We start from the raw sequence: 21,134 nt of genomic DNA on the forward strand, positions 1-21,134 counted from the left end.
ATATTCCTCGATTATCTAAAAGAAGAGTCGCATAATGTCATTCCAGGTCACAGCTAGCATCAAAACAACCATGATAACTACACCAGCCATGGTGACATAGGTTTCAATTTCTTGTTTAAGGGGTTTCCGGCGGATAGCCTCTAGGATATTGAGCACAATCTTTCCACCATCCAAAGCCGGGATAGGAATCAAGTTAAAAATCCCGATATTGATGGAAATCATGGCTAGGAAGTAGAGGATATTCTCAATTCCATTTTTAGCAGCATCGCTACTTGCCTTAAAGATGGCAACGGGACCACCGAGTTTATTCAAATCTGGATGGAAAATCAAGTTTTTCAGAGCCGAAAGGATACGGAGCCCTGAGTCAGCAGCGGTTGTAAAGCCACCAACAAACATGGATAGAAAGTCTGACTTGACTCCCGGTTGAACCCCGAGAATGTAACGTCCTTGATTTTCTTCTGGCGTCACAGTAACTTGCTTTTCACTACCATTTTCAGAAATGGTCACATCCAAGGTCGGAGCGGTCTTATCCTTGGTATCTGCTTCCACAGCCTGGGTTAAGTCTTGCCAATTTTTAACCTCATGCGAGCCGACCTTAGTAATTTGAGCTGTCTCAGCTACACCCACCTTAGCCAAAGCTCCCTCTGGCATGACGTGAAAGAGATTTGTCTGAGTATCTCTAACACCGCCCTGCAAAAAGATCAAGATCCAAAAAACAACAACACCTAAGATAAAGTTATTCATAGGACCTGCAAAGTTGGTGATGAGCTTGCCCCAGATAGAAGCATTTTGATACTGTACATCCAGAGGAGCGATGCGCACTTCGGTTCCATCTTCTTCAACAACCGTCGCATCATGATCCACTGCAAAAATCTTTTCTTCTTCCAGAACCAAACCCTTGATAAAGAGCTTGTCTTCAAAGTCAAACTGGGTTACCTGCATAGGAAGAGCCGTTTGATCCAGTTTCCTCCCTGAGAGGTTGATCCGTTTGACCTTGCCATCGTCGGCAAGTGTTAAACTGACTGGAGTTCCTGTCTTGATTTCCGTTGCATCATCACCCCAGCCTGCCATACGAACATAGCCTCCTAGAGGAAGGATCCGAATGGTATAAGCAGTGCCATCCGTACCGATATGGGAAAAAATCTTGGGACCCATACCAATGGCAAATTCACGAACTAGAATGCCTGATTTCTTGGCAAAATAAAAATGTCCAAACTCATGCACCACCACTATAATCCCAAAAACCAGGATAAAGGTTAGCAATCCAATCATTCAATCTTCCTTTCTTTAAAACAGGCCAAATAAGTGCATCATTGGAAAGACAACTAGCATGCTGTCAAAGCGATCCAACACACCGCCATGTCCAGGGATAAATTTTCCAGAATCCTTAATACCGAAATGGCGTTTCATGGCACTCTCAATCAAGTCACCAAACTGACCTGCCACACTGAAGAAGGCAGCAAAGAGACTCATTCTATAAATCCCATAAGGAAGAGCAACTGTGCTGTCCACTAACATGAAAATCACTGTTATCAGTACCGCACCTAGAATACCACCGACAAAGCCCTCAATACTCTTATTAGGAGAAACCCTCGGGGCTAACTTATGCTTACCAAAATTCACCCCCGTCAGATAAGCTGCACTATCTGTCGCCCAAACGATAAAGAGAGCCAGAAGAACCTTATCAAATCCAGCTATACGAGCATCTAGTAAGGCATTGAAACCAAAACCAACATAAAAACTCACAGCAATTGGAAAAGCAGCATCTTCAATCGTATAGCTTCTACTGAAAACTGTCGTCCCTAACATAATTGTAATCAAAACACTGTAGGCAACTACATTGCCATCAACCGGCAAAAAAGTTAGGTAATTTTCTAAGGGGATTGTGAGTGCAAAGGTTGCAAGGAGGGTCAAGGTGCCCTCAATGGTCATGGTCTTTAGTCCCTTCATATGCAGAAGCTCATGAACAGCCAGCATAGCTATCAAGCCAATTCCTATCTGCAACAAGAGCCCTCCAACAAACAAGACGGGAAGGAAGATAAGCAGAGCCAGTCCAGCAAACAGTGTTCTCTCTTGTAAATCCTTGGTCATATTTTCTCCTAAACTCCTCCAAATCGGCGATGACGACGATTATAGGCAAGAATTGCTTCCTGTAAGGCTTCCTCGTCAAAATCAGGCCACAGGGTATCCGTAAAATAGAGCTCACTATACGCCCCCTGCCATGGAAGGAAATTGCTCAAGCGTAATTCTCCACTGGTACGAATAATCAAGTCCGGATCTCGCACATCCTTAGGCAAATGTTGGGTGAAGAGATAGTTGCCAATCAATTCCTCTGTGATATCACCCGGATTGATTTTCGCATCTAAAACATCCTGAGAAATCAGCTTAACAGCCTGTGTAATCTCAGCACGTCCACCATAGTTAAGAGCAAAATTGAGAATCAAACCCGTATTGTTCTTAGTCAATTCCTCTGCTTTTGTCAAAGCTTCAAAAGTCGGCTTAGGCAGACGGTCCGTCTCACCAATCATCTGAATTTTAACGTTATTTGCGTGCAATTCAGGGACATAGTTATCATAAAACTCGACTGGCAAGTTCATAATAAACTTGACCTCTTGATCTGGGCGCGTCCAATTTTCCGTAGAAAAGGCATAAACTGTGATGACCTTGACTCCCAGTTTGTTGGCCGCCTTAGTCACCTTTTGGAGGGCTTCCATCCCTGCCTTGTGTCCGAAAACCCGTGGTTGCATGCGTCTTTTAGCCCAGCGACCATTCCCATCCATGATGATGCCAATATGATTAGGAACCTGTATTGGAACCTCTACTTCTGCAGCTTTATCTTTCTTAAAAAATCCAAACATGATCTTATTCCTATTCAAAAATCTATCGTTTTATTATACCATACTTCCCTATTTTCTTCTATTGCTAAGTTACTATCATTACTTGTAAGTAACAAAAAATAAGCCGCCTGATTGGGCGACTTAATTTTATAGGGAGATTATTATGAAAAAGTTTTAGGAGTTTAAGTTAAGTTCCTCTTAACTTATGAACCCAGTATACCGTCCCTAACTTAAATTTTTCTTAAGTTTTTTGAGAAAATCAGATTTTTCCATTTTTCTTGCCAATTTTTCTTGGACAAGCGTTCTTGATAGAGCTTCATCCGATCCTCATTCTCTAAAAAATGAGGAGTTGGGGAAACTTGAAAGTTAAAAATATCCTCTAGACCATAGGGCGCAAAGAGCTCTAAAGTTGCGTCGGCATGCAAGCGAACCCCTATCGCCGTACAGCGTTCGGGATATTTACTCATAGCATCACGAGAACTCGTGTAAGGCGCAGTGTGGGGACTGTGCTGGTGCATATAGACCTGATTTTTCAACTCCCACTGATACTGAGGAAAATCTTCTCTCAGTTTTTTCTCTAGGGATACTGTTTCCTCATAAGAAACATCTGGATCAAAGAAAATCACGTCCACATCTGTCTCACTATCAAAAGGCGATTTGTCTGACAAGAGATTCCAGATAAAATTTCGGACAGAACCTGCTGCCAACCACGAGTCTTTCAGACCAAGGTCTCGAATGATGGTCAGAATGGTCATCATATCTGGATTTTTTCTAAAAACCTCTAGAATATCTTGCTCATTTTTCACTGTATTCATACCCCAAATGTTCATAAGCCTTGGCTGTCGCGACCCGTCCAGAACGAGTTCGCATGATGAAACCTTTCTGGATGAGGTAAGGTTCGTACATATCTTCGACCGTCTCACGCTCCTCGGCAATATTAACAGAAAGAGTTCCTAGACCGACAGGACCACCACCGTACATCTCAATCATGGTACGAAGGATTTTCTGGTCCACATAGTCTAAGCCTTCGTGGTCTACATCCAGCATGGTCAAGGCCTTATCAGTAATGACATCATCGATTAAGCCATTTCCCATTATCTGGGCAAAGTCGCGCACGCGCTTAAGGAGGCGATTAGCGATACGGGGAGTTCCTCGACTGCGTAAGGCCAGCTCTGCAGCTGCCTCATGGGTAATTTTCATCTCAAAAATATCAGCCGTCCGCTCAACAATTTCCGTCAAGTCAGCGTGGGCATAGTATTCCATATGACCTGTAATCCCGAAACGCGCTCGTAGAGGATTAGAAAGCATACCAGCACGGGTCGTCGCACCAATCAAGGTAAAAGGTGGCAAATCCAAATGAACACTGCGACTGCCTTCACCAGCCCCAATCATGATGTCGATGTAAAAGTCCTCCATGGCACTATAAAGTACCTCTTCCACCGACATGGGCAGGCGATGAATCTCGTCAATAAAGAGGACGTCTCCAGGTTCCAAATCATTCAAAATCGCTACCAAGTCACCCGCTTTTTCAATGACAGGCCCAGAGGTCTGCTTGAGATTGACTCCCAGTTCGTTGGCAATAACAAAGGCCATGGTCGTTTTCCCCAAACCTGGAGGCCCAAATAAGAGTACATGATCCAGTGCTTCATCCCGCATTTTGGCGGCTTCGATAAAGATTTGGAGCTGGTCCTTGACCTTATCCTGCCCAATATATTCACGTAAATATTGGGGACGTAGGGTACGTTCTACCAACTCCTCATCACCCATGATTTCATAATCTAAAATTCTACTCATGCTCCTATTATAGCAAAAATCCAGCCTACAAACAAAAAAGCCACCTGATTGGGTGACTTCTTTAGGGAGATTATTATGAAAAAGAAAAGTTTAGGATTTCATTAAATAAAGGGTACTCAATGAAAATCGAAATCAGACTAGGCAGATAGACGCAAGCATAACTATGGTTAGCTAAGTCGACTCTAACGAAGTATGGTGAGATTTTCGAAGAGTATTAGGAGGTCTTTATTTAATGATTACATAATACACAAGGAGACTTAAATTTCCCTTAATTTTTAAATCAATCACTAACAATTTTCTTTAACAGCTGTTTGACCTGCAATACGTCCAAAAGTAAAGATATCCGTAAGTGAATTTCCTCCTAGACGGTTACCTGCATGGAGTCCACCTGCGACTTCACCAGCAGCATATAAACCAGGGATAATCTGACCTTTTGCATTCAAAACGTGTGTTGAAGTATCAATCTTGAGCCCACCCATTGTATGGTGAACAGCAGGTTTTCTTGGTGTTGCGTAGAACGGTGCAACCTCACACTTGAGATCAAAACCACCTTTATTAAATTCGGGATCAAAACCTGCATCTACATAGGAATTGTAATTCTTAATCGTTTCCACTAGAACTTGTGGGGCCATACCAATCTGAACCGCCAACTCTTCTATCGTATCTGCACGGTAGAGAGTGCCTGCTTTGACTTGGGCATCGATTTTTTCTTGGCTAGTATTGTAGGCTGTTGCCTTGATGCGGTCATCCGCAATCAAGTAGAACAAGCCTCCATTATCAATCGCTGCTTGAGATAGCTTATCTCGGCTACCGTACTCATCTACAAATCGCTTCCCTTCAGTATTTACCATGATGAAGTTTGCTGGAGGAACTTGAAGTCCTGAGAAGAGGGCTCCTGTCACTGGATCAGATACTGGCATCATTTGACTAAAGCCCATACCCACTAGATCTGCACCTACACTTTGGCCTAAAAGAATACCATCTCCTGTTACAGCTGGTGTATTAGATGTAGCAATATCATCTGCGATTTCAGTCCAGTAGGTATTGTATTTTTGTAGCATCTTTGTATTGGCACCAAATCCTCCAGAAGCCAGAACAACAGCATCTGCATTGACAATGATAGTTTGACCGTTTCGACCTTCTGCTCTGACACCCTTGACAGCCCCGTCTTTTACAAGCAATTCTTTAACTGGAGAATCTGTCAAAATCTTGCCACCATGTTCTAGAACATATTTTTGTAGGACGGATATAAAGGCATACCCCATTGGTTGAACCGGCTTATGGCCACGACGCCAAAGGGCTCCAACTGGCATTGTCACTTCACTACGAACAAATTCAACGCCGATGTCTTCCAACCAACGAACAGACTCCAGGGCCCGTTCGGTTAAAACAGAAACCAAATCGTATTGGCCATGAATTTCATTCCCTTGTAAATCTTTTCGTTTCCCACCTATATAGGTTTGGATACGATAGAGCAAGGTAGAATCGAACAAATAGCTCGGGTCCTGCAAATACTGCTCAACCTCAACTTTCAAGGCTCTAAAGTCCTCTAGATATTCTGGATCAATCGTTGATTCATCTGTCGCAATCAATTCTTGAAGCGTATGTGCCTCACCTGGATGAGCTGCGAAGGTCCCTTGCCATGCTGGATCTGGTGCATTCATTGGACCACCTGCACGAACAGTATTTCCTCCAATTGCAGGAAATTTCTCAACAACAATTGGCTTCTTACCGGCTTGTAAGACTGCAGCGGCTGCAGCTAATCCAGCTCCTCCGCCTCCGACGATGACAACGTCTGCCTGATAGGTTTTATCTTCTTTATCTAGGGCAGATGGCGCTTTTGAACGCTTGCGTAAAACATCCGGATTTGCACCGGCTTGTTTGACTGCACGCGCAACTCCATCTAAAACACCATTTGAAGTAACAGAAGCTCCTGACACCGCATCAACATTTAAGGTTTGTCCCTCAATGATTTCTGCTGGAATACGGGTAAAGACGACATCTGCGATTCCTGAAGATTCTCCAGAAGAATCGATTTCAATTTTTTCAATACGGTCCTCAGAAACCGTTACATCCATCGGCAATTTACCATTATGGCCTTCAGTTGTAACATGGTAAGTCCCCGGTTCAAAGCGGACTTCTTCAGGAAGGTTTAGTTGGTTTGCAACAGATACAAAGCGAAGGAAGCGATAAAAACAACTATCTAGGAAATCAACGGTTCGCTCCTCAATCAAATCTCCATTATCATCAAATGCTCGATGAGCTCGACCAAGTAAAAACTCACTACCTGGCATAACTGTTGCATTTACCCCAGGAGCATCCAAAATCTGGCGAAGATGAAGTTGGGCACGTGAAGAACCTTGAATATCGTAGGAAGCTCCTACAATCATTGTCGGCTTTCCGTCTAGTGGATGAATGTTAAAAGACAACCACTCGAGCAAGCTATTCAAACTTGATGGAATCGTATGATTGTGCTCGGGTGTCGAAATAATGACACCATCAGCTTCTGAAATAGCTTGATTAAACTTCTGAATAATAGGTGTATCTGTTTGATCATCTGTTTCATTGAACATTGGAACATCTGTTATTTCTAGAATCTCAATATCCGCTTTCTGAGCAAAATGTCTTTTCATAAATTGCAAGAGGTTGCGATTATAGGATTTTTTTGCATTAGTCCCAACAATAGCTACTAATTTCATGGATTGTTCTCCTTTCTTGAAATACTTATGCTTTCAACCATTCTTCCCAAATGAAAGATTTCTTACGATTTGTATCTTCTGGTTTGACTAAAGCCTTTGTTAGTTCAACAAAATTTTGAAACTCTGAAAAATGTTCTTCTAGTTCTGCAACCTTTTCAGGATTGTTTAAATGACACTCATCATCTAGGACTTGCTCAGAATGACCTAGAAAGAACTCTGTACCCGGCATAACTCTCGCTTTAAGCTCCGGCGCATCTAAAATCTGACGTAAATGTGCCTGCGCTCTAGATGTTCCTAGCAAGCCAAGAGAAGCACCAACAATCATAGTTGGTTTATTGATTAAGGCACGACTGGTATAAGCAATCCACTCCAAAGCAGAGGCCAAAGGTGCTGGTATCGTGTGGTCGTACTCAGGTGTTGAAATAATCACACCATCTGCGGCAAGAATTTTTTCTGAAAAAGCTTGAACTTCAGCTGGTGCTTGCTTGTCCTCAGGTTCGTTAAATGCTGGCAATTGTTTGATTTCCAATACCTCAATGTCGGCTTTATCCGAAAAGTGCTTTTGCATAAATTTCAAGAGTTTCCGATTGGTTGAGCGATCCGAATTGGTTCCAACGATAGCAACTAGTTTCATCTTGGTACCCCTTTCATTTATTTAATCTACTTTCATTATACTACTTTAGAAAATCTTGTAAATCCTTGATAATAAAGACCGTGTTATTCTATCAGATTATCGTACTTTAGTACAAGTTCGTGAAAAAATTAACAAAATATCTTCTTAAACTATTGACCAGCTTCCTTAACTATGATATAGTCTTGGTGAAAAAATATACATTTAAGGAGGATGTTTTTATGAAAGAGACATTCAATCGTTGGAGGATTTTAGTCGCGTCTACAGCCATTCTTCTTTGCACAGGTGCCGTCTATTCCTTTTCTGTTTTTGCCGGACCACTTAGCAGTTCAACAGGCTGGTCCATGTCTGATATTATGTTAGCATTTGCTATCAACTCTGCAATCGGCCCTCTCCCCATGATTCTAGGAGGTTATTTAGTTGACAAAGATTATGTAAAATGGACCATCGCCCTCGGCGCTCTCCTATTTGCTAGTGGATTTTACTTAACCGGCTATGCCAATTCACCAGCCATGCTTTATTTGACCTATGGATTAATGGCCGGGCTTGGTCAAGGTTTTGCCTATTCGGGTGCCCTCTCCAATTCACTTCGTCTCTTCCCTGATAAACGTGGCTTAGCCTCTGGAATTCTGACAGGCGGAATGGGATTTGCCGCAGTCATCGCTTCTCCAGTCGCAAGCAATCTCATTCAAAAACAAGATGCCTTCTTTGCTTTTCGTACAATTGGGCTAGTCTATATTGTTGTTATCATCTGTGCAATTTTCTTTATCAAGGCAGCTCCAAGCGGCTACCAACCAGCAGGCTGGAAAGCTCCAGTACAAACTAAGCAAGGACCTACTAATAAAAACTGGAAACAAATGCTACAAAGTCCTCTGTTTTACATTATCATTAGCATGTTCTTTGTTGGCGCCTTCTCTGGTTTGATGATTGCCTCTCAAGCATCACCAATCGGTCAATCAATGTTTGGACTCTCTGCAGGCACTGCAGCTCTCTATGTCTCTCTTTATTCAATCGCAAACTCTAGTGGTCGTTTTATCTGGGGATCACTTTCTGATAAAATCGGCCGTTCAAAGACCTTATTGATTATTTATTCTGTCATTGTCCTAGCTTTATTCTCCCTAACTATCGTCCCTGGTCAATTTGGGTTTACCTTAGGAATTATAGGACTTGGTATCTGCTTTGGTGGTGTTATGGGGGTCTTCCCATCTATCGTCATGGAAAATTATGGCCCTGCAAATCAAGGAGTCAACTACGGTATCGTCTTCACTGGATATTCTTTAGCAGCATTTTTCGCTCCCAAGGTCGCTGTTCAAATGGCAATGGCTAATAATGGAAATTATAGTGTAGCTTTTTATGTTGCTATTGCTTTGGCCTTCATTGGACTTATGCTTACTATTTTTTAAGTATAAAAATAGCATAAAAATCTAGTTATCCGCATAAAAACTGGACTTATCACACTTTATCAAGGTCAAAACCACTCAATTTACTACTAATTTACTACTTATGAATGAGCTTTGATACGACGATTTATCCTTGAAAAGTGAAGATATAAAGATACTTCCAATAAAATTTGAATATTTAATAGGTAGACACTTCAAAAAATGAGGTGTCTATTTTTTTACCCGATTTTGAAAGGAAGTGAACTTATGAAAACAAAAAATCAAGAATCAAAAGGTCGTTCCCCACTCTTTAAGACCATCAAACATTCATTCAGCCAATAAAAAAGAAAGGATAGGTAAAAATATGGAACTTAAATTTGTGATTCCCAACATGGAAAAAACATTCGGCAATTTAGAATTTGCTGGCGAGGATAAAGTCGTTCAGCGAAGAATCAACGGACGGCTAACTGTCTTATCAAGAAGCTATAATCTCTATTCTGATGTTCAAAGAGCAGATGATATTGTGGTGGTGCTTCCTGCTGAAGCTGGCGAAAAACATTTCGGCTTTGAGGAACGTGTGAAGTTAGTCAATCCACGTATTACCGCAGAGGGCTACAAAATCGGCACTCGTGGTTTTACAAATTACCTTTTACATGCTGACGACATGATAAAAGAATAAAGAAAGAGAGGAAAAATGATGAGATTAGCAAATGGCATTGTATTAGATAAAGACACGACTTTTGGAGAATTGAAATTCTCTGCTCTACGTCGTGAAGTGAGAATCCAAAATGAAGACGGGTCGGTTTCAGATGAAATCAAGGAACGTACCTATGACTTAAAATCCAAAGGACAAGGACGCATGATTCAAGTAAGTATTCCTGCCAGCGTGCCTTTGAAAGAGTTTGATTATAACGCACGGGTGGAACTTATCAATCCCATTGCGGACACCGTTGCTACTGCCACCTATCAAGGAGCAGATGTTGACTGGTATATCAAGGCAGACGATATTGTGCTGACAAAGGATTCTAGTTCATTCAAAGCTCAACCACAAGCAAAGAAAGAACCGACACAAGACAAATAGTCGCTAGGTAGAAAGGAGACTTTTTCGCATGAAACAGCGTGGTAAAAGGATTCGCCCATCTGGTAAAGATTTAGTCTTTCATTTTACGATAGCGTCACTCCTGCCTGTTTTCCTGCTGGTTGTCGGACTGTTTCATGTGAAGACAATCCAGCAGATCAACTGGCAGGATTTTAACCTATCACAAGCAGATAAGATTGACATTCCCTATTTAATTATCAGTTTCAGTGTCGCAATTCTTATCTGCTTGCTGGTAGCGTTTGTATTCAAACGGGTTCGCTATGATACGGTTAAACAACTTTACCACCGTCAAAAACTGGCAAAGATGATACTTGAAAACAAGTGGTATGAATCTGAACAGGTCAAAACAGAGGGTTTCTTTAAAGATAGTGCTGGTCGTACAAAGGAAAAGATAACCTACTTCCCTAAAATGTATTATCGACTTAAAAATGGCTTGATACAGATACGGGTGGAAATCACGCTGGGAAAATATCAAGACCAACTCTTACACTTGGAAAAGAAATTAGAGAGTGGCTTGTACTGTGAGCTGACGGATAAAGAGTTAAAGGATTCCTATGTGGAATATACTTTGCTCTATGACACCATAGCCAGTCGTATTTCTATTGATGAAGTAGAAGCTAAAGATGGTAAACTTCGCTTAATGAAAAACGTATGGTGGGAATATGATAAGCTCCCTCATATGTTGATTGCTGGTGGTACAGGTGGCGGTAAAACTTACTTTATACTGACACTGATTGAAGCCTTGCTTCATACAGATTCAAAACTGTATATTCTTGACCCGAAAAATGCTGACCTTGCGGACTTAGGTTCTGTGATGGCAAATGTCTACTATAGAAAAGAAGACTTGCTTTCTTGCATTGAAACATTCTATGAAGAAATGATGAAACGTAGTGAGGAAATGAAGCAGATGAAGAACTATAAGACTGGCAAAAATTATGCTTACTTAGGTCTCCCGGCACACTTCTTAATCTTTGATGAATACGTCGCTTTCATGGAAATGCTGGGAACAAAAGAAAACACCGCAGTTATGAATAAGCTGAAACAGATTGTCATGTTAGGTCGTCAAGCTGGCTTCTTTCTAATACTGGCTTGTCAACGTCCAGACGCAAAATATTTAGGCGACGGAATCCGTGATCAGTTTAATTTCAGAGTGGCTTTAGGTCGTATGTCTGAAATGGGCTATGGCATGATGTTTGGCAGTGACGTACAAAAGGATTTCTTCTTAAAGCGAATCAAAGGTCGTGGCTATGTTGATGTAGGAACAAGTGTCATATCAGAGTTTTATACTCCCCTTGTACCAAAAGGATATGATTTCTTGGAGGAAATTAAAAAGTTATCCAACAGCAGACAGTCCACGCAGGCGACGTGCGAAGCGGAAGTCGCAGGTGTGGACTGATCTTGCTGGCTGGTGTGGCAATAGCCACGCCAGCACTTAACCCCCCGTATCTAACAGGGGGGTACAAATCGACAGGAAACAGTCAAAAAAACATTAGAAAATCCTTTGGTTACAAGGGATTTACAAAATTTCAGCGTATGTCAAATGGGCTTTAAAAGTTGACATACGCCTTTTTGATTGGAGGGATTTTTACTGAATGAACAAACTTGGTTACAGCATTTAAAAGAAAAACGCTTGGCTTATGGACTATCTCAAAACCGTTTAGCTGTTGCGACTGGTATTACAAGGCAGTATCTAAGCGATATTGAAACAGGAAAAGTCAAGCCATCAGAGGATTTACAGCAGTCCCTTTGGGAAGCTCTGGAACGCTTCAATCCCGACGCTCCCCTTGAAATGCTGTTTGATTATGTAAGGATTCGCTTTCCGACAACAGACGTACAGCAGGTGGTCGAAAACATCTTACAACTGAAACTGTCCTATTTTCTTCATGAGGACTATGGTTTCTATTCTTATTCAGAGCATTATGCTTTAGGCGACATATTCGTCCTTTGCTCCCATGAACTGGACAAAGGAGTTCTGGTGGAATTGAAAGGTCGTGGGTGCAGACAATTTGAAAGCTATCTTCTGGCACAACAAAGAAGCTGGTATGAGTTCTTTATGGACGTTTTGGTGGCTGGCGGTGTGATGAAACGCCTTGACCTTGCCATTAACGATAAGACAGGGATTTTGAATATCCCTGTACTCACTGAAAAGTGCCAACAGGAAGAATGTATCTCCGTCTTCCGCAGTTTTAAAAGCTATCGCAGTGGCGAACTGGTACGCAAAGAGGAAAAGGAATGTATGGGAAACACCCTCTATATCGGTTCATTACAAAGTGAAGTTTATTTCTGTATCTATGAAAAGGACTACGAGCAGTACAAGAAAAATGATATTCCCATTGAAGACGCAGAAGTAAAAAACCGTTTTGAGATTCGATTGAAAAATGAGCGTGCCTATTATGCAGTCCGTGATTTACTCGTCTATGACAATCCAGAGCATACCGCCTTTAAAATTATCAATCGGTATATCCGTTTTGTAGATAAAGACGATTCCAAACCTCGTTCTGATTGGAAACTGAATGAAGAATGGGCTTGGTTTATTGGGAACAATCGTGAACGATTAAAACTAACCACAAAACCAGAGCCTTACTCCTTCCAAAGGACGCTGAACTGGCTATCTCATCAAGTTGCCCCGACCTTAAAGGTTGCGATTAAACTTGATGAAATCAACCAGACGCAGGTTGTAAAAGACATTCTCGACCATGCGAAACTGACAGACCGACACAAGCAGATTTTGAAGCAACAGTCAGTAAAAGAACAGGACGTGATAACAACAAAAAAATAACTCAAATACAAATTCATTGAATATAGAGAGGAGAACATTTTTATGAATTTTGGACAAAACCTTTATAACTGGTTTCTATCAAACGCTCAATCACTGGTGCTTTTAGCAATCGTTGTGATTGGCTTGTATCTTGGCTTCAAGCGTGAGTTTAGCAAACTGATTGGCTTTTTAATTATTGCGATTATTGCGGTTGGCTTAGTCTTCAACGCTGCTGGAGTAAAAGACATTTTACTAGAGCTATTCAATCGCATTATTGGTGCTTAAATAAAACCGTTCTTTTGTGGAATATAAGTGGTTTTCTTATGTTCCGCAAAGGAATGGTACACCAAACGAAGTGCGGTAGGGATTTTTGAATCTCTACAAAGAAAGGACGTGAATATATGGACGATATGCAAGTCTATATTGCGAATTTAGGCAAATACAATGAGGGCGAATTGGTCGGTGCGTGGTTTACCTTTCCCATTGACTTTGAGGAAGTCAAAGAGAAAATCGGCTTGAATGATGAATATGAGGAATACGCCATTCATGACTACGAGTTACCCTTTACGGTTGACGAATACACTTCCATTGGCGAACTCAATCGACTATGGGAAATGGTATCGGAATTACCCGAAGAATTACAATCGGAGCTATCTGCTCTGCTCACTCATTTTTCAAGCATTGAAGAACTAAGCGAACATCAAGAGGATATTATCATTCATTCCGATTGTGATGATATGTATGACGTGGCACGCTACTACATTGAAGAAACGGGTGCTTTAGGCGAAGTACCAGCTAGTCTTCAAAACTATATTGATTATCAAGCCTATGGTCGAGATTTAGACCTTTCAGGAACGTTTATCTCAACCAATCATGGGATTTTTGAAATCGTCTATTAAATCTGTCGGTACATTACTACTGGCAGATTTTCTATTTTACGGGGTGGCTCAATCAGCTACCCCTATTTTTTATGAAAGGATTGATTACATGAAGAAAATACGAAGCTATACCAGTATCTGGTCTGTGGAAAAGGTACTGTATTCTATCAATGATTTTAGACTTCCGTTTCCCATAACCTTTACGCAAATGACATGGTTTGTCGTGTCACTCTTTGCAGTGATGATACTTGGCAACTTGCCCCCTCTTTCCATGATAGAGGGAGCATTTCTCAAATACTTTGGGATTCCTGTGGCTTTCACATGGTTTATGTCTACAAAAACTTTTGATGGTAAAAAGCCTTATGGATTTTTGAAGTCTGTCATTGCTTATGCACTGCGACCAAAGCTGACCTATGCAGGAAAAAAAGTAACGCTTGGCAGAAACCAGCCACAAGAAGCCATTACAGCAGTTAGGAGTGAATTTTATGGCATATCCAATTAAATACATTGAAAACAATCTCGTCTGGAATAAAGACGGGGAATGTTATGCTTACTATGAGCTTGTTCCTTACAATTACTCATTTCTAAGTCCAGAACAGAAAATACAAGTGCATGATTCTTTCAGACAGCTTATCGCACAAAATCGTGATGGCAAAATTCATGCTTTACAAATCAGTACAGAATCCAGCATACGTTCTGCACAAGAGCGTTCCAAAAATGAAGTCACTGGCAAGCTCAAAGCGGTTGCCTATGACAAAATCGACCAACAGACAGACGCTTTAATATCCATGATTGGCGAAAATCAAGTGAACTACCGTTTCTTTATCGGCTTTAAGTTGCTTCTCAACGATCAGGAGTTTTCTATGAAAAGTCTTACCGTTGAAGCAAAAAATGCTTTGTCTGATTTTGTCTATGATGTGAACCATAAGCTGATGGGCGATTTTGTTAGTATGAGTAATGATGAAATCCTGCGTTTTCAGAAGATGGAAAAGCTCTTAGAAAATAAAATCTCTCGTCGTTTCAAAATCCGCAGGTTAGATAAGGACGACTTCGGCTATCTGATTGAACACCTTTACGGACAGACAGGCACTGCCTATGAAGAGTATGAGTACCATCTATCAAAGAAAAAGCTGGATAATGAAACGCTGATTAAATACTATGACTTGATTAAGCCTACTCGCTGTTTGGTGGAAGAAAAACAGCGATATTTGAAAATCCAGCAGGAAGATGAAACCGTCTATGTAGCTTACTTTACCATTAACAGCATTGTCGGAGAACTGGACTTCCCGTCCTCTGAAATCTTCTACTACCAGCAACAGCAATTTACATTCCCGATTGATACGTCAATGAATGTGGAAATTGTAGCGAATCGTAAAGCCCTATCTACTGTCCGCAATAAAAAGAAAGAACTGAAAGACTTGGATAACCACGCTTGGCAAAGTGATAATGAAACCAGCTCCAATGTGGCGGAAGCTCTGGAAAGTGTGAATGAGCTGGAAACCAATTTAGACCAAAGCAAGGAATCTATGTACAAGCTGTCTTATGTGGTAAGGGTATCAGCAAATGATCTTGACGAACTCAAACGTCGTTGTAATGAAGTGAAAGATTTTTATGACGATTTAAGCGTAAAACTGGTACGACCATTTGGGGATATGCTCGGCTTACATGAAGAATTTTTACCTGCCAGCAAGCGTTATATGAATGATTATATTCAATACGTGACCTCTGATTTCCTCGCTGGTTTAGGTTTTGGTGCTACTCAAATGCTGGGGGAAAATGAGGGGATTTATGTTGGCTACAGCTTAGATACTGGACGCAATGTCTATCTGAAACCTGCTCTTGCCAGTCAAGGGGTTAAGGGTTCAGTAACCAATGCGTTAGCGTCGGCTTTTGTTGGTTCGCTGGGTGGTGGTAAATCCTTTGCGAATAACCTTATCGTCTATTATGCGGTGCTTTATGGGGCACAAGCAGTGATTGTAGACCCAAAAGCAGAACGTGGCAGATGGAAAGAAACCTTGCCAGAGATTTCCCATGAAATCAATATCGTCACTCTGACTTCTGATGAGAAAAACAAAGGCTTACTTGACCCTTATGTGATTATGAAAAATCCCAAAGATTCTGAATCACTGGCTATTGATATTCTGACATTCCTTACGGGGATTTCCTCTCGTGATGGGGAACGCTTCCCAATCCTTAGAAAAGCCATTCGTGCAGTAACCAATAGTGAAGTACGAGGGTTGATGAAAGTGATTGAGGAATTACGGGTTGAGAATACGCCACTAAGTACCAGTATAGCCGACCATATCGAAAGTTTTACAGACTATGACTTTGCACATTTATTATTCAGTAATGGTTATGTGGAGCAGTCTATCAGCTTAGAAAAACAACTGAACATTATACAGGTTGCGGACTTGGTACTTCCCGACAAGGAAACTTCCTTTGAGGAATATACCACTATGGAGCTTTTATCCGTTGCTATGCTGATTGTCATTAGTACCTTTGCTTTAGACTTTATCCATACAGACCGAAGCATTTTCAAGATTGTAGATTTAGACGAAGCATGGAGCTTTTTACAGGTAGCACAAGGAAAAACACTATCTATGAAGCTGGTTCGGGCTGGTCGTGCTATGAACGCTGGGGTATATTTCGTGACCCAAAATACAGACGACCTCTTAGATGAAAAACTGAAAAATAACCTCGGCTTAAAATTTGCATTTCGTTCCACTGACCTTAACGAGATTAAAAAGACCTTAGCCTTTTTTGGTGTAGACCCAGAGGACGAAAACAATCAGAAGCGATTGCGTGATTTGGAAAACGGGCAATGCCTTATCAGTGATTTATATGGTCGTGTCGGTGTGATACAGTTCCACCCTGTATTTGAAGAACTGCTCCATGCCTTTGATACCAGACCACCTGTGCGAAAAGAGGTGTAAATGTGAAACCATCAATAGTAAACAGAATAAAATCAAACTGGACGCTGAAACGTCTAGGTAAAGTGGCAATGACAGTGGCTTTCACACTTGTGATTGCCATTTTTCTTTTAGCCATGCTGGGAACGGTGGTTCAAGCTGCGGGCTTGGTAGATGATACGGTCAATGTGGCAAATGAATACAGCCGATACCCACTTGAAAACTATCAACTGGATTTTTATGTGGATAATAGCTGGGGCTGGCTTCCGTGGAACTGGTCGGACGGGATTGGAAAACAGGTCATGTATGGACTATATGCCATTACCAATTTTATTTGGACAATCAGTTTGTATGTTTCCAATGCGACAGGTTACTTAGTACAGGAAGCCTATTCCTTAGACTTCATTTCCGCTACAGCAGATTCCATTGGTAAGAATATGCAGACCTTAGCTGGTGTGAGTGCAAACGGATTTTCAACAGAGGGTTTCTATGTTGGATTCCTCTTACTCTTGATTTTGGTTCTTGGGGTTTATGTTGCCTATACGGGACTGATAAAGAGAGAAACCACAAAGGCAATTCATGCCATTATGAATTTTGTGCTGGTGTTTATCCTATCGGCTTCCTTTATTGCCTACGCTCCCGACTACATTAAAAAAATCAATGACTTTTCATCAGACATCAGTAATGCCAGTTTATCACTTGGCACGAAGATTGTCATGCCCCATTCCGATAGTCAAGGCAAGGACAGCGTGGACTTAATCAGAGATAGCCTGTTTTCCATACAGGTTCAGCAACCGTGGCTACTGCTTCAATACAACAGTTCAGACATTGAAAGTATCGGTATTGACCGTGTGGAAAGCCTGCTCTCCACCAGCCCAGATTCCAACAATGGCGAAGACAGAGAAAAAATTGTTGCGGAAGAAATTGAAGACAGAAGCAATACCAATCTAACCATTACAAAGACCATTAACCGTTTAGGTACAGTCTTCTTCCTATTTGTCTTCAATATTGGGATTTCCATATTTGTATTCCTATTAACAGGAATCATGATTTTCTCGCAGGTACTTTTTATCATCTATGCTATGTTTCTGCCTGTGAGCTTTATTTTAAGCATGATTCCATCATTTGATGGTATGTCAAAACGAGCCATAACAAAGCTCTTTAATACCATTTTGACACGAGCTGGAATCACATTGATTATTACGACAGCATTTAGTATTTCAACCATGCTCTATACCTTATCGGCTGGTTATCCGTTCTTTTTGATTGCTTTTCTACAGATTGTGACCTTTGCAGGAATCTACTTCAAGCTGGGCGATTTAATGAGTATGTTTTCTCTACAGAGTAACGATTCTCAAAGTGTGGGAAGTCGTGTGATGAGAAAACCTCGTATGCTTATGCACGCTCACATGCACCGTCTACAGCGGAAACTTGGACGTTCCATGACTACTCTAGGGGCTGGGTCTGCCATTGTTACAGGTAAAAAAGGACAGTCGGGTTCGGGGAGTTCTGCAAGGACACAAGCAGATCACTCCCGACCAGACGGAAAGGAAAAATCAACACTTGGAAAACGTATCGGTCAAACCATCGGTACAGTAGCTGATACCAAAGACAGAATGGTAGACACTGCTAGTGGTTTGAAAGAACAGGTTAAAGATTTGCCGACCAATGCAAGATATGCAGTATATCAAGGAAAATCCAAAGTAAAAGAGAATGTCCGTGATTTAACCAGTAGTATTTCTCAAACCAAAGCGGACAGAGCCAGTGGACGCAAGGAACAGCAGGAACAAAGGCGAAAAACCATTGCGAAGCGTCGCTCTGAAATGGAACAGGTCAAACAGAAAAAACAGCCTGCTTCTTCTGTTCATGAAAGACCGACTACAAGACAAGAACAATATCATGATGAACAGACCTCAAAACAGTCTAATATTCAGACTTCATATAAGGAATCTCAACAAGCCAAACAAGAGCGTCCAGCAGTTAAGTCCGATTTTTCAAGTCCAAAAGTGGAACGCCAAGGCAATACCGTTCAAGAAAAAACCGTTCAAAAGCCAGCAACTTCAACCACTACAGCAGATAGAACTTCACAACGTCCAATCACAAAAGAACGTCCGTCTACTGTTCAAAGAGTACCACTACAAAATACAAGAAGTAGACCACCAATCAAAACCGCCACCATTAAGAAAGTCGGTAAGAAACCATGAAGTTGAAAACTTTAGTGATTGGTGGTTCTGGATTATTCTTGATGGTCTTCTCACTGCTTCTGTTTGTTGCCATTTTATTTTCAGATGAACAGGACAGCGGAATTTCCAATATTCATTATGGAGGTGTGAATGTTTCCGCAGAAGTGCTGGCTCATAAGCCTATGGTAGAAAAATATGCCAAAGAATATGGCGTTGAAGAATATGTCAACATACTTCTTGCGATTATACAGGTGGAATCGGGCGGTACTGCGGAAGATGTTATGCAGTCCTCGGAATCCCTCGGTCTTCCACCTAATTCATTGAGTACAGAAGAATCCATTAAGCAAGGTGTGAAGTATTTCAGTGAATTATTAGCCAGTAGCGAAAGGCTCAGTGTAGATTTAGAATCGGTTATCCAGTCCTACAATTATGGTGGTGGTTTCTTAGGGTATGTGGCTAATCGTGGAAATAAATATACCTTTGAACTGGCTCAAAGTTTCTCAAAAGAGTATTCAGGTGGCGAAAAAGTGTCTTACCCCAATCCCATAGCCATACCTATCAATGGGGGCTGGCGATACAACTATGGCAATATGTTTTATGTGCAACTGGTAACGCAGTATCTTGTCACAACAGAGTTTGATGATGATACGGTACAAGCCATCATGGACGAAGCACTGAAATATGAGGGCTGGCGATACGTTTACGGTGGAGCTTCCCCGACTACTTCTTTTGATTGTAGCGGACTGACACAATGGACGTATGGAAAAGCTGGAATTAACTTACCACGAACCGCACAACAGCAATATGATGTGACCCAGCATATCCCACTATCGGAAGCACAAGCTGGCGATTTGGTTTTCTTTCATTCTACCTATAACGCTGGCTCTTATATTACTCATGTTGGGATATACCTTGGCAATAACCGTATGTTTCATGCAGGCGACCCAATCGGTTATGCCGACTTAACAAGCCCCTACTGGCAACAGCATTTAGTGGGAGCAGGACGAATCAAACAATGAGAAAGGAAGATTTAATGATGAAATTTAGAAAAAATCAGAATAAAGAAAAACAGATACCAAAGGAAAAGAAACCTCGTGTCTACTATAAGGTCAATCCTCATAAAAAGGTTGTGATTGCCTTGTGGGTACTTTTAGGGCTTAGTTTCAGCTTTGCGATATTCAAGCACTTTACAGCTATAGATACTCATACTATTCACGAAACAACTATCATAGAAAAGGAATACGTTGATACTCATCATGTAGAAAATTTTGTAGAGAACTTTGCGAAAGTCTACTATTCATGGGAGCAATCCGATAAGTCCATTGATAATCGAATGGAAAGTCTAAAAGGCTATCTGACAGATGAACTTCAAGCTCTCAATGTTGATACAGTACGCAAAGATATTCCTGTATCGTCTTCTGTAAGAGGATTTCAGATATGGACGGTAGAGCCAACTGGCGACAATGAGTTTAATGTAACCTACAGTGTAGACCAGCTCATTACAGAGGGAGAAAATACAAAGACCGTCCACTCTGCTTATATAGTGAGTGTCTATGTAGATGGTTCTGGAAATATGGTACTGGTTAAGAATCCGACCATTACCAACATACCTAAGAAATCAAGTTATAAACCAAAAGCCATTGAAAGTGAGGGGACGGTTGATTCCATTACAACCAATGAAATCAATGAGTTTTTAACGACGTTCTTCAAGCTCTATCCTACAGCGACAGCCAGTGAACTTTCCTACTATGTGAATGACGGGATATTAAAACCAATCGGAAAAGAGTACATCTTTCAAGAACTGGTAAATCCTATTCACAATCGTAAGGATAATCAAGTCACGGTATCGCTGACAGTGGAGTATATCGACCAGCAGACCAAAGCAACGCAGGTATCTCAATTTGATTTGGTACTTGAAAAGAACGGGAGTAATTGGAAGATTATAGAATAACAAATATTGGTACATT

At 41.3% G+C, this 21,134-nt stretch carries 19 protein-coding genes; 12 read left to right on the forward strand and 7 right to left on the reverse strand.

The window, feature by feature from the left end; genetic code table 11:
- Window positions 1-15: 15 nt before the first annotated feature.
- From rseP to MK405_RS05925, 7 genes are all read right to left on the reverse strand, one after another.
- A complete protein-coding gene (gene rseP, locus MK405_RS05895) occupies window positions 16-1,272 on the reverse strand; it encodes an RIP metalloprotease RseP (protein WP_268704554.1) in 1,257 nt (418 codons plus the stop codon).
- A 15-nt stretch (window positions 1,273-1,287) separates the two neighbouring features.
- Window positions 1,288-2,091 carry a phosphatidate cytidylyltransferase gene (locus MK405_RS05900; protein WP_268704555.1) on the reverse strand — a complete coding sequence of 268 codons (804 nt, stop codon included), beginning with the start codon at window positions 2,089-2,091 and terminating at the stop codon, window positions 1,288-1,290.
- Between the two features lie 8 nt (window positions 2,092-2,099).
- Window positions 2,100-2,858 carry an isoprenyl transferase gene (locus MK405_RS05905; protein WP_033605846.1) on the reverse strand — a complete coding sequence of 253 codons (759 nt, stop codon included), beginning with the start codon at window positions 2,856-2,858 and terminating at the stop codon, window positions 2,100-2,102.
- A gap of 209 nt (window positions 2,859-3,067) precedes the next feature.
- Window positions 3,068-3,652, reverse strand: a complete 585-nt coding sequence (locus MK405_RS05910; protein WP_268704556.1) for a nucleotidyltransferase family protein — start codon at window positions 3,650-3,652, stop codon at window positions 3,068-3,070.
- A complete protein-coding gene (ruvB, locus tag MK405_RS05915) occupies window positions 3,633-4,631 on the reverse strand; it encodes a Holliday junction branch migration DNA helicase RuvB (RefSeq protein WP_326845812.1) in 999 nt (332 codons plus the stop codon). The genes MK405_RS05910 and ruvB overlap by 20 nt, the downstream gene beginning before the upstream one ends.
- A 287-nt stretch (window positions 4,632-4,918) precedes the next feature.
- Window positions 4,919-7,330 carry a flavocytochrome c gene (locus MK405_RS05920; RefSeq protein WP_268704557.1) on the reverse strand — a complete coding sequence of 804 codons (2,412 nt, stop codon included), beginning with the start codon at window positions 7,328-7,330 and terminating at the stop codon, window positions 4,919-4,921.
- A 25-nt stretch (window positions 7,331-7,355) separates the two neighbouring features.
- Window positions 7,356-7,964, reverse strand: coding sequence for an NADPH-dependent FMN reductase (locus MK405_RS05925; protein ID WP_007520775.1), 609 nt, complete (start codon window positions 7,962-7,964; stop codon window positions 7,356-7,358).
- 218 nt (window positions 7,965-8,182) lie between these two features.
- Here MK405_RS05925 and MK405_RS05930 point away from each other — a divergent pair, with 218 nt between their 5' ends.
- The 12 genes from MK405_RS05930 to MK405_RS05990 all read left to right on the forward strand — a co-directional run bounded on the left by MK405_RS05930 (window position 8,183) and on the right by MK405_RS05990 (window position 21,118).
- Window positions 8,183-9,364 (forward strand): L-lactate MFS transporter, encoded by a 1,182-nt coding sequence (locus MK405_RS05930; protein WP_268704558.1) that lies wholly within the window; start codon window positions 8,183-8,185, stop codon window positions 9,362-9,364.
- 340 nt (window positions 9,365-9,704) lie between these two features.
- Window positions 9,705-10,019 carry a YdcP family protein gene (locus MK405_RS05935; protein WP_000420682.1) on the forward strand — a complete coding sequence of 105 codons (315 nt, stop codon included), beginning with the start codon at window positions 9,705-9,707 and terminating at the stop codon, window positions 10,017-10,019.
- Window positions 10,020-10,034: 15 nt separating this feature from the next.
- On the forward strand, window positions 10,035-10,421 hold the full coding sequence (locus MK405_RS05940) for a YdcP family protein (RefSeq protein WP_000985015.1): 387 nt from the start codon (window positions 10,035-10,037) through the stop codon (window positions 10,419-10,421).
- A 28-nt stretch (window positions 10,422-10,449) separates the two neighbouring features.
- Window positions 10,450-11,835, forward strand: a complete 1,386-nt coding sequence (locus tag MK405_RS05945) for an FtsK/SpoIIIE domain-containing protein (protein ID WP_000813488.1) — start codon at window positions 10,450-10,452, stop codon at window positions 11,833-11,835.
- Between the two features lie 177 nt (window positions 11,836-12,012).
- Window positions 12,013-13,218 (forward strand): MobT family relaxase, encoded by a 1,206-nt coding sequence (gene mobT / locus MK405_RS05955; RefSeq protein WP_000398284.1) that lies wholly within the window; start codon window positions 12,013-12,015, stop codon window positions 13,216-13,218.
- Between the two features lie 42 nt (window positions 13,219-13,260).
- Window positions 13,261-13,482, forward strand: coding sequence for a hypothetical protein (locus MK405_RS05960; protein ID WP_001009056.1), 222 nt, complete (start codon window positions 13,261-13,263; stop codon window positions 13,480-13,482).
- Window positions 13,483-13,598: 116 nt separating this feature from the next.
- The gene (locus tag MK405_RS05965) at window positions 13,599-14,096 is read left to right on the forward strand and encodes an antirestriction protein ArdA (protein ID WP_000342539.1); all 498 of its coding nucleotides are present in this window, start codon (window positions 13,599-13,601) and stop codon (window positions 14,094-14,096) included.
- Window positions 14,097-14,184: 88 nt separating this feature from the next.
- Window positions 14,185-14,577, forward strand: a complete 393-nt coding sequence (locus tag MK405_RS05970) for a conjugal transfer protein (protein WP_000723888.1) — start codon at window positions 14,185-14,187, stop codon at window positions 14,575-14,577.
- Window positions 14,561-17,008: a conjugal transfer ATPase TcpF gene (gene tcpF / locus MK405_RS05975; protein ID WP_000331160.1), complete on the forward strand. Its 2,448-nt coding sequence runs from the start codon at window positions 14,561-14,563 to the stop codon at window positions 17,006-17,008. The genes MK405_RS05970 and tcpF overlap by 17 nt, the downstream gene beginning before the upstream one ends.
- Before the next feature lie 2 nt (window positions 17,009-17,010).
- On the forward strand, window positions 17,011-19,188 hold the full coding sequence (locus MK405_RS05980) for a CD3337/EF1877 family mobilome membrane protein (protein WP_000804748.1): 2,178 nt from the start codon (window positions 17,011-17,013) through the stop codon (window positions 19,186-19,188).
- Window positions 19,185-20,186, forward strand: a complete 1,002-nt coding sequence (locus tag MK405_RS05985; RefSeq protein ID WP_000769868.1) for a bifunctional lytic transglycosylase/C40 family peptidase — start codon at window positions 19,185-19,187, stop codon at window positions 20,184-20,186. Before MK405_RS05980 ends, MK405_RS05985 begins: the two co-directional genes overlap by 4 nt.
- Window positions 20,183-21,118, forward strand: a complete 936-nt coding sequence (locus tag MK405_RS05990) for a conjugal transfer protein (protein WP_001224320.1) — start codon at window positions 20,183-20,185, stop codon at window positions 21,116-21,118. The genes MK405_RS05985 and MK405_RS05990 overlap by 4 nt, the downstream gene beginning before the upstream one ends.
- The last annotated feature ends 16 nt before the right edge of the window (window positions 21,119-21,134 follow it).

The sequence above is a fragment of the Streptococcus oralis genome, assembly GCF_026782345.1.
In the GTDB taxonomy this organism is placed as follows: Bacteria; Bacillota; Bacilli; order Lactobacillales; family Streptococcaceae; genus Streptococcus; species Streptococcus oralis_CK.

Bases quoted from the DNA above. Each gene is read 5' to 3' on its own strand.
- rseP (WP_268704554.1), bottom strand. From the start codon at position 1,272: ATGATTGGATTGCTAACCTTTATCCTGGTTTTTGGGATTATAGTGGTG.
- ruvB (WP_326845812.1), bottom strand. From the start codon at position 4,631: ATGAGTAGAATTTTAGATTATGAAATCATGGGTGATGAGGAGTTGGTA.
- tcpF (WP_000331160.1), top strand. From the start codon at position 14,561: ATGGCATATCCAATTAAATACATTGAAAACAATCTCGTCTGGAATAAA.
- MK405_RS05940 (WP_000985015.1), top strand. From the start codon at position 10,035: ATGATGAGATTAGCAAATGGCATTGTATTAGATAAAGACACGACTTTT.
- MK405_RS05930 (WP_268704558.1), top strand. From the start codon at position 8,183: ATGAAAGAGACATTCAATCGTTGGAGGATTTTAGTCGCGTCTACAGCC.
- MK405_RS05945 (WP_000813488.1), top strand. From the start codon at position 10,450: ATGAAACAGCGTGGTAAAAGGATTCGCCCATCTGGTAAAGATTTAGTC.
- MK405_RS05920 (WP_268704557.1), bottom strand. From the start codon at position 7,330: ATGAAATTAGTAGCTATTGTTGGGACTAATGCAAAAAAATCCTATAAT.
- MK405_RS05905 (WP_033605846.1), bottom strand. From the start codon at position 2,858: ATGTTTGGATTTTTTAAGAAAGATAAAGCTGCAGAAGTAGAGGTTCCA.
- MK405_RS05965 (WP_000342539.1), top strand. From the start codon at position 13,599: ATGGACGATATGCAAGTCTATATTGCGAATTTAGGCAAATACAATGAG.
- MK405_RS05910 (WP_268704556.1), bottom strand. From the start codon at position 3,652: ATGAATACAGTGAAAAATGAGCAAGATATTCTAGAGGTTTTTAGAAAA.
- MK405_RS05925 (WP_007520775.1), bottom strand. From the start codon at position 7,964: ATGAAACTAGTTGCTATCGTTGGAACCAATTCGGATCGCTCAACCAAT.
- MK405_RS05935 (WP_000420682.1), top strand. From the start codon at position 9,705: ATGGAACTTAAATTTGTGATTCCCAACATGGAAAAAACATTCGGCAAT.
- MK405_RS05970 (WP_000723888.1), top strand. From the start codon at position 14,185: ATGAAGAAAATACGAAGCTATACCAGTATCTGGTCTGTGGAAAAGGTA.
- MK405_RS05990 (WP_001224320.1), top strand. From the start codon at position 20,183: ATGAGAAAGGAAGATTTAATGATGAAATTTAGAAAAAATCAGAATAAA.
- MK405_RS05900 (WP_268704555.1), bottom strand. From the start codon at position 2,091: ATGACCAAGGATTTACAAGAGAGAACACTGTTTGCTGGACTGGCTCTG.
- MK405_RS05960 (WP_001009056.1), top strand. From the start codon at position 13,261: ATGAATTTTGGACAAAACCTTTATAACTGGTTTCTATCAAACGCTCAA.
- MK405_RS05985 (WP_000769868.1), top strand. From the start codon at position 19,185: ATGAAGTTGAAAACTTTAGTGATTGGTGGTTCTGGATTATTCTTGATG.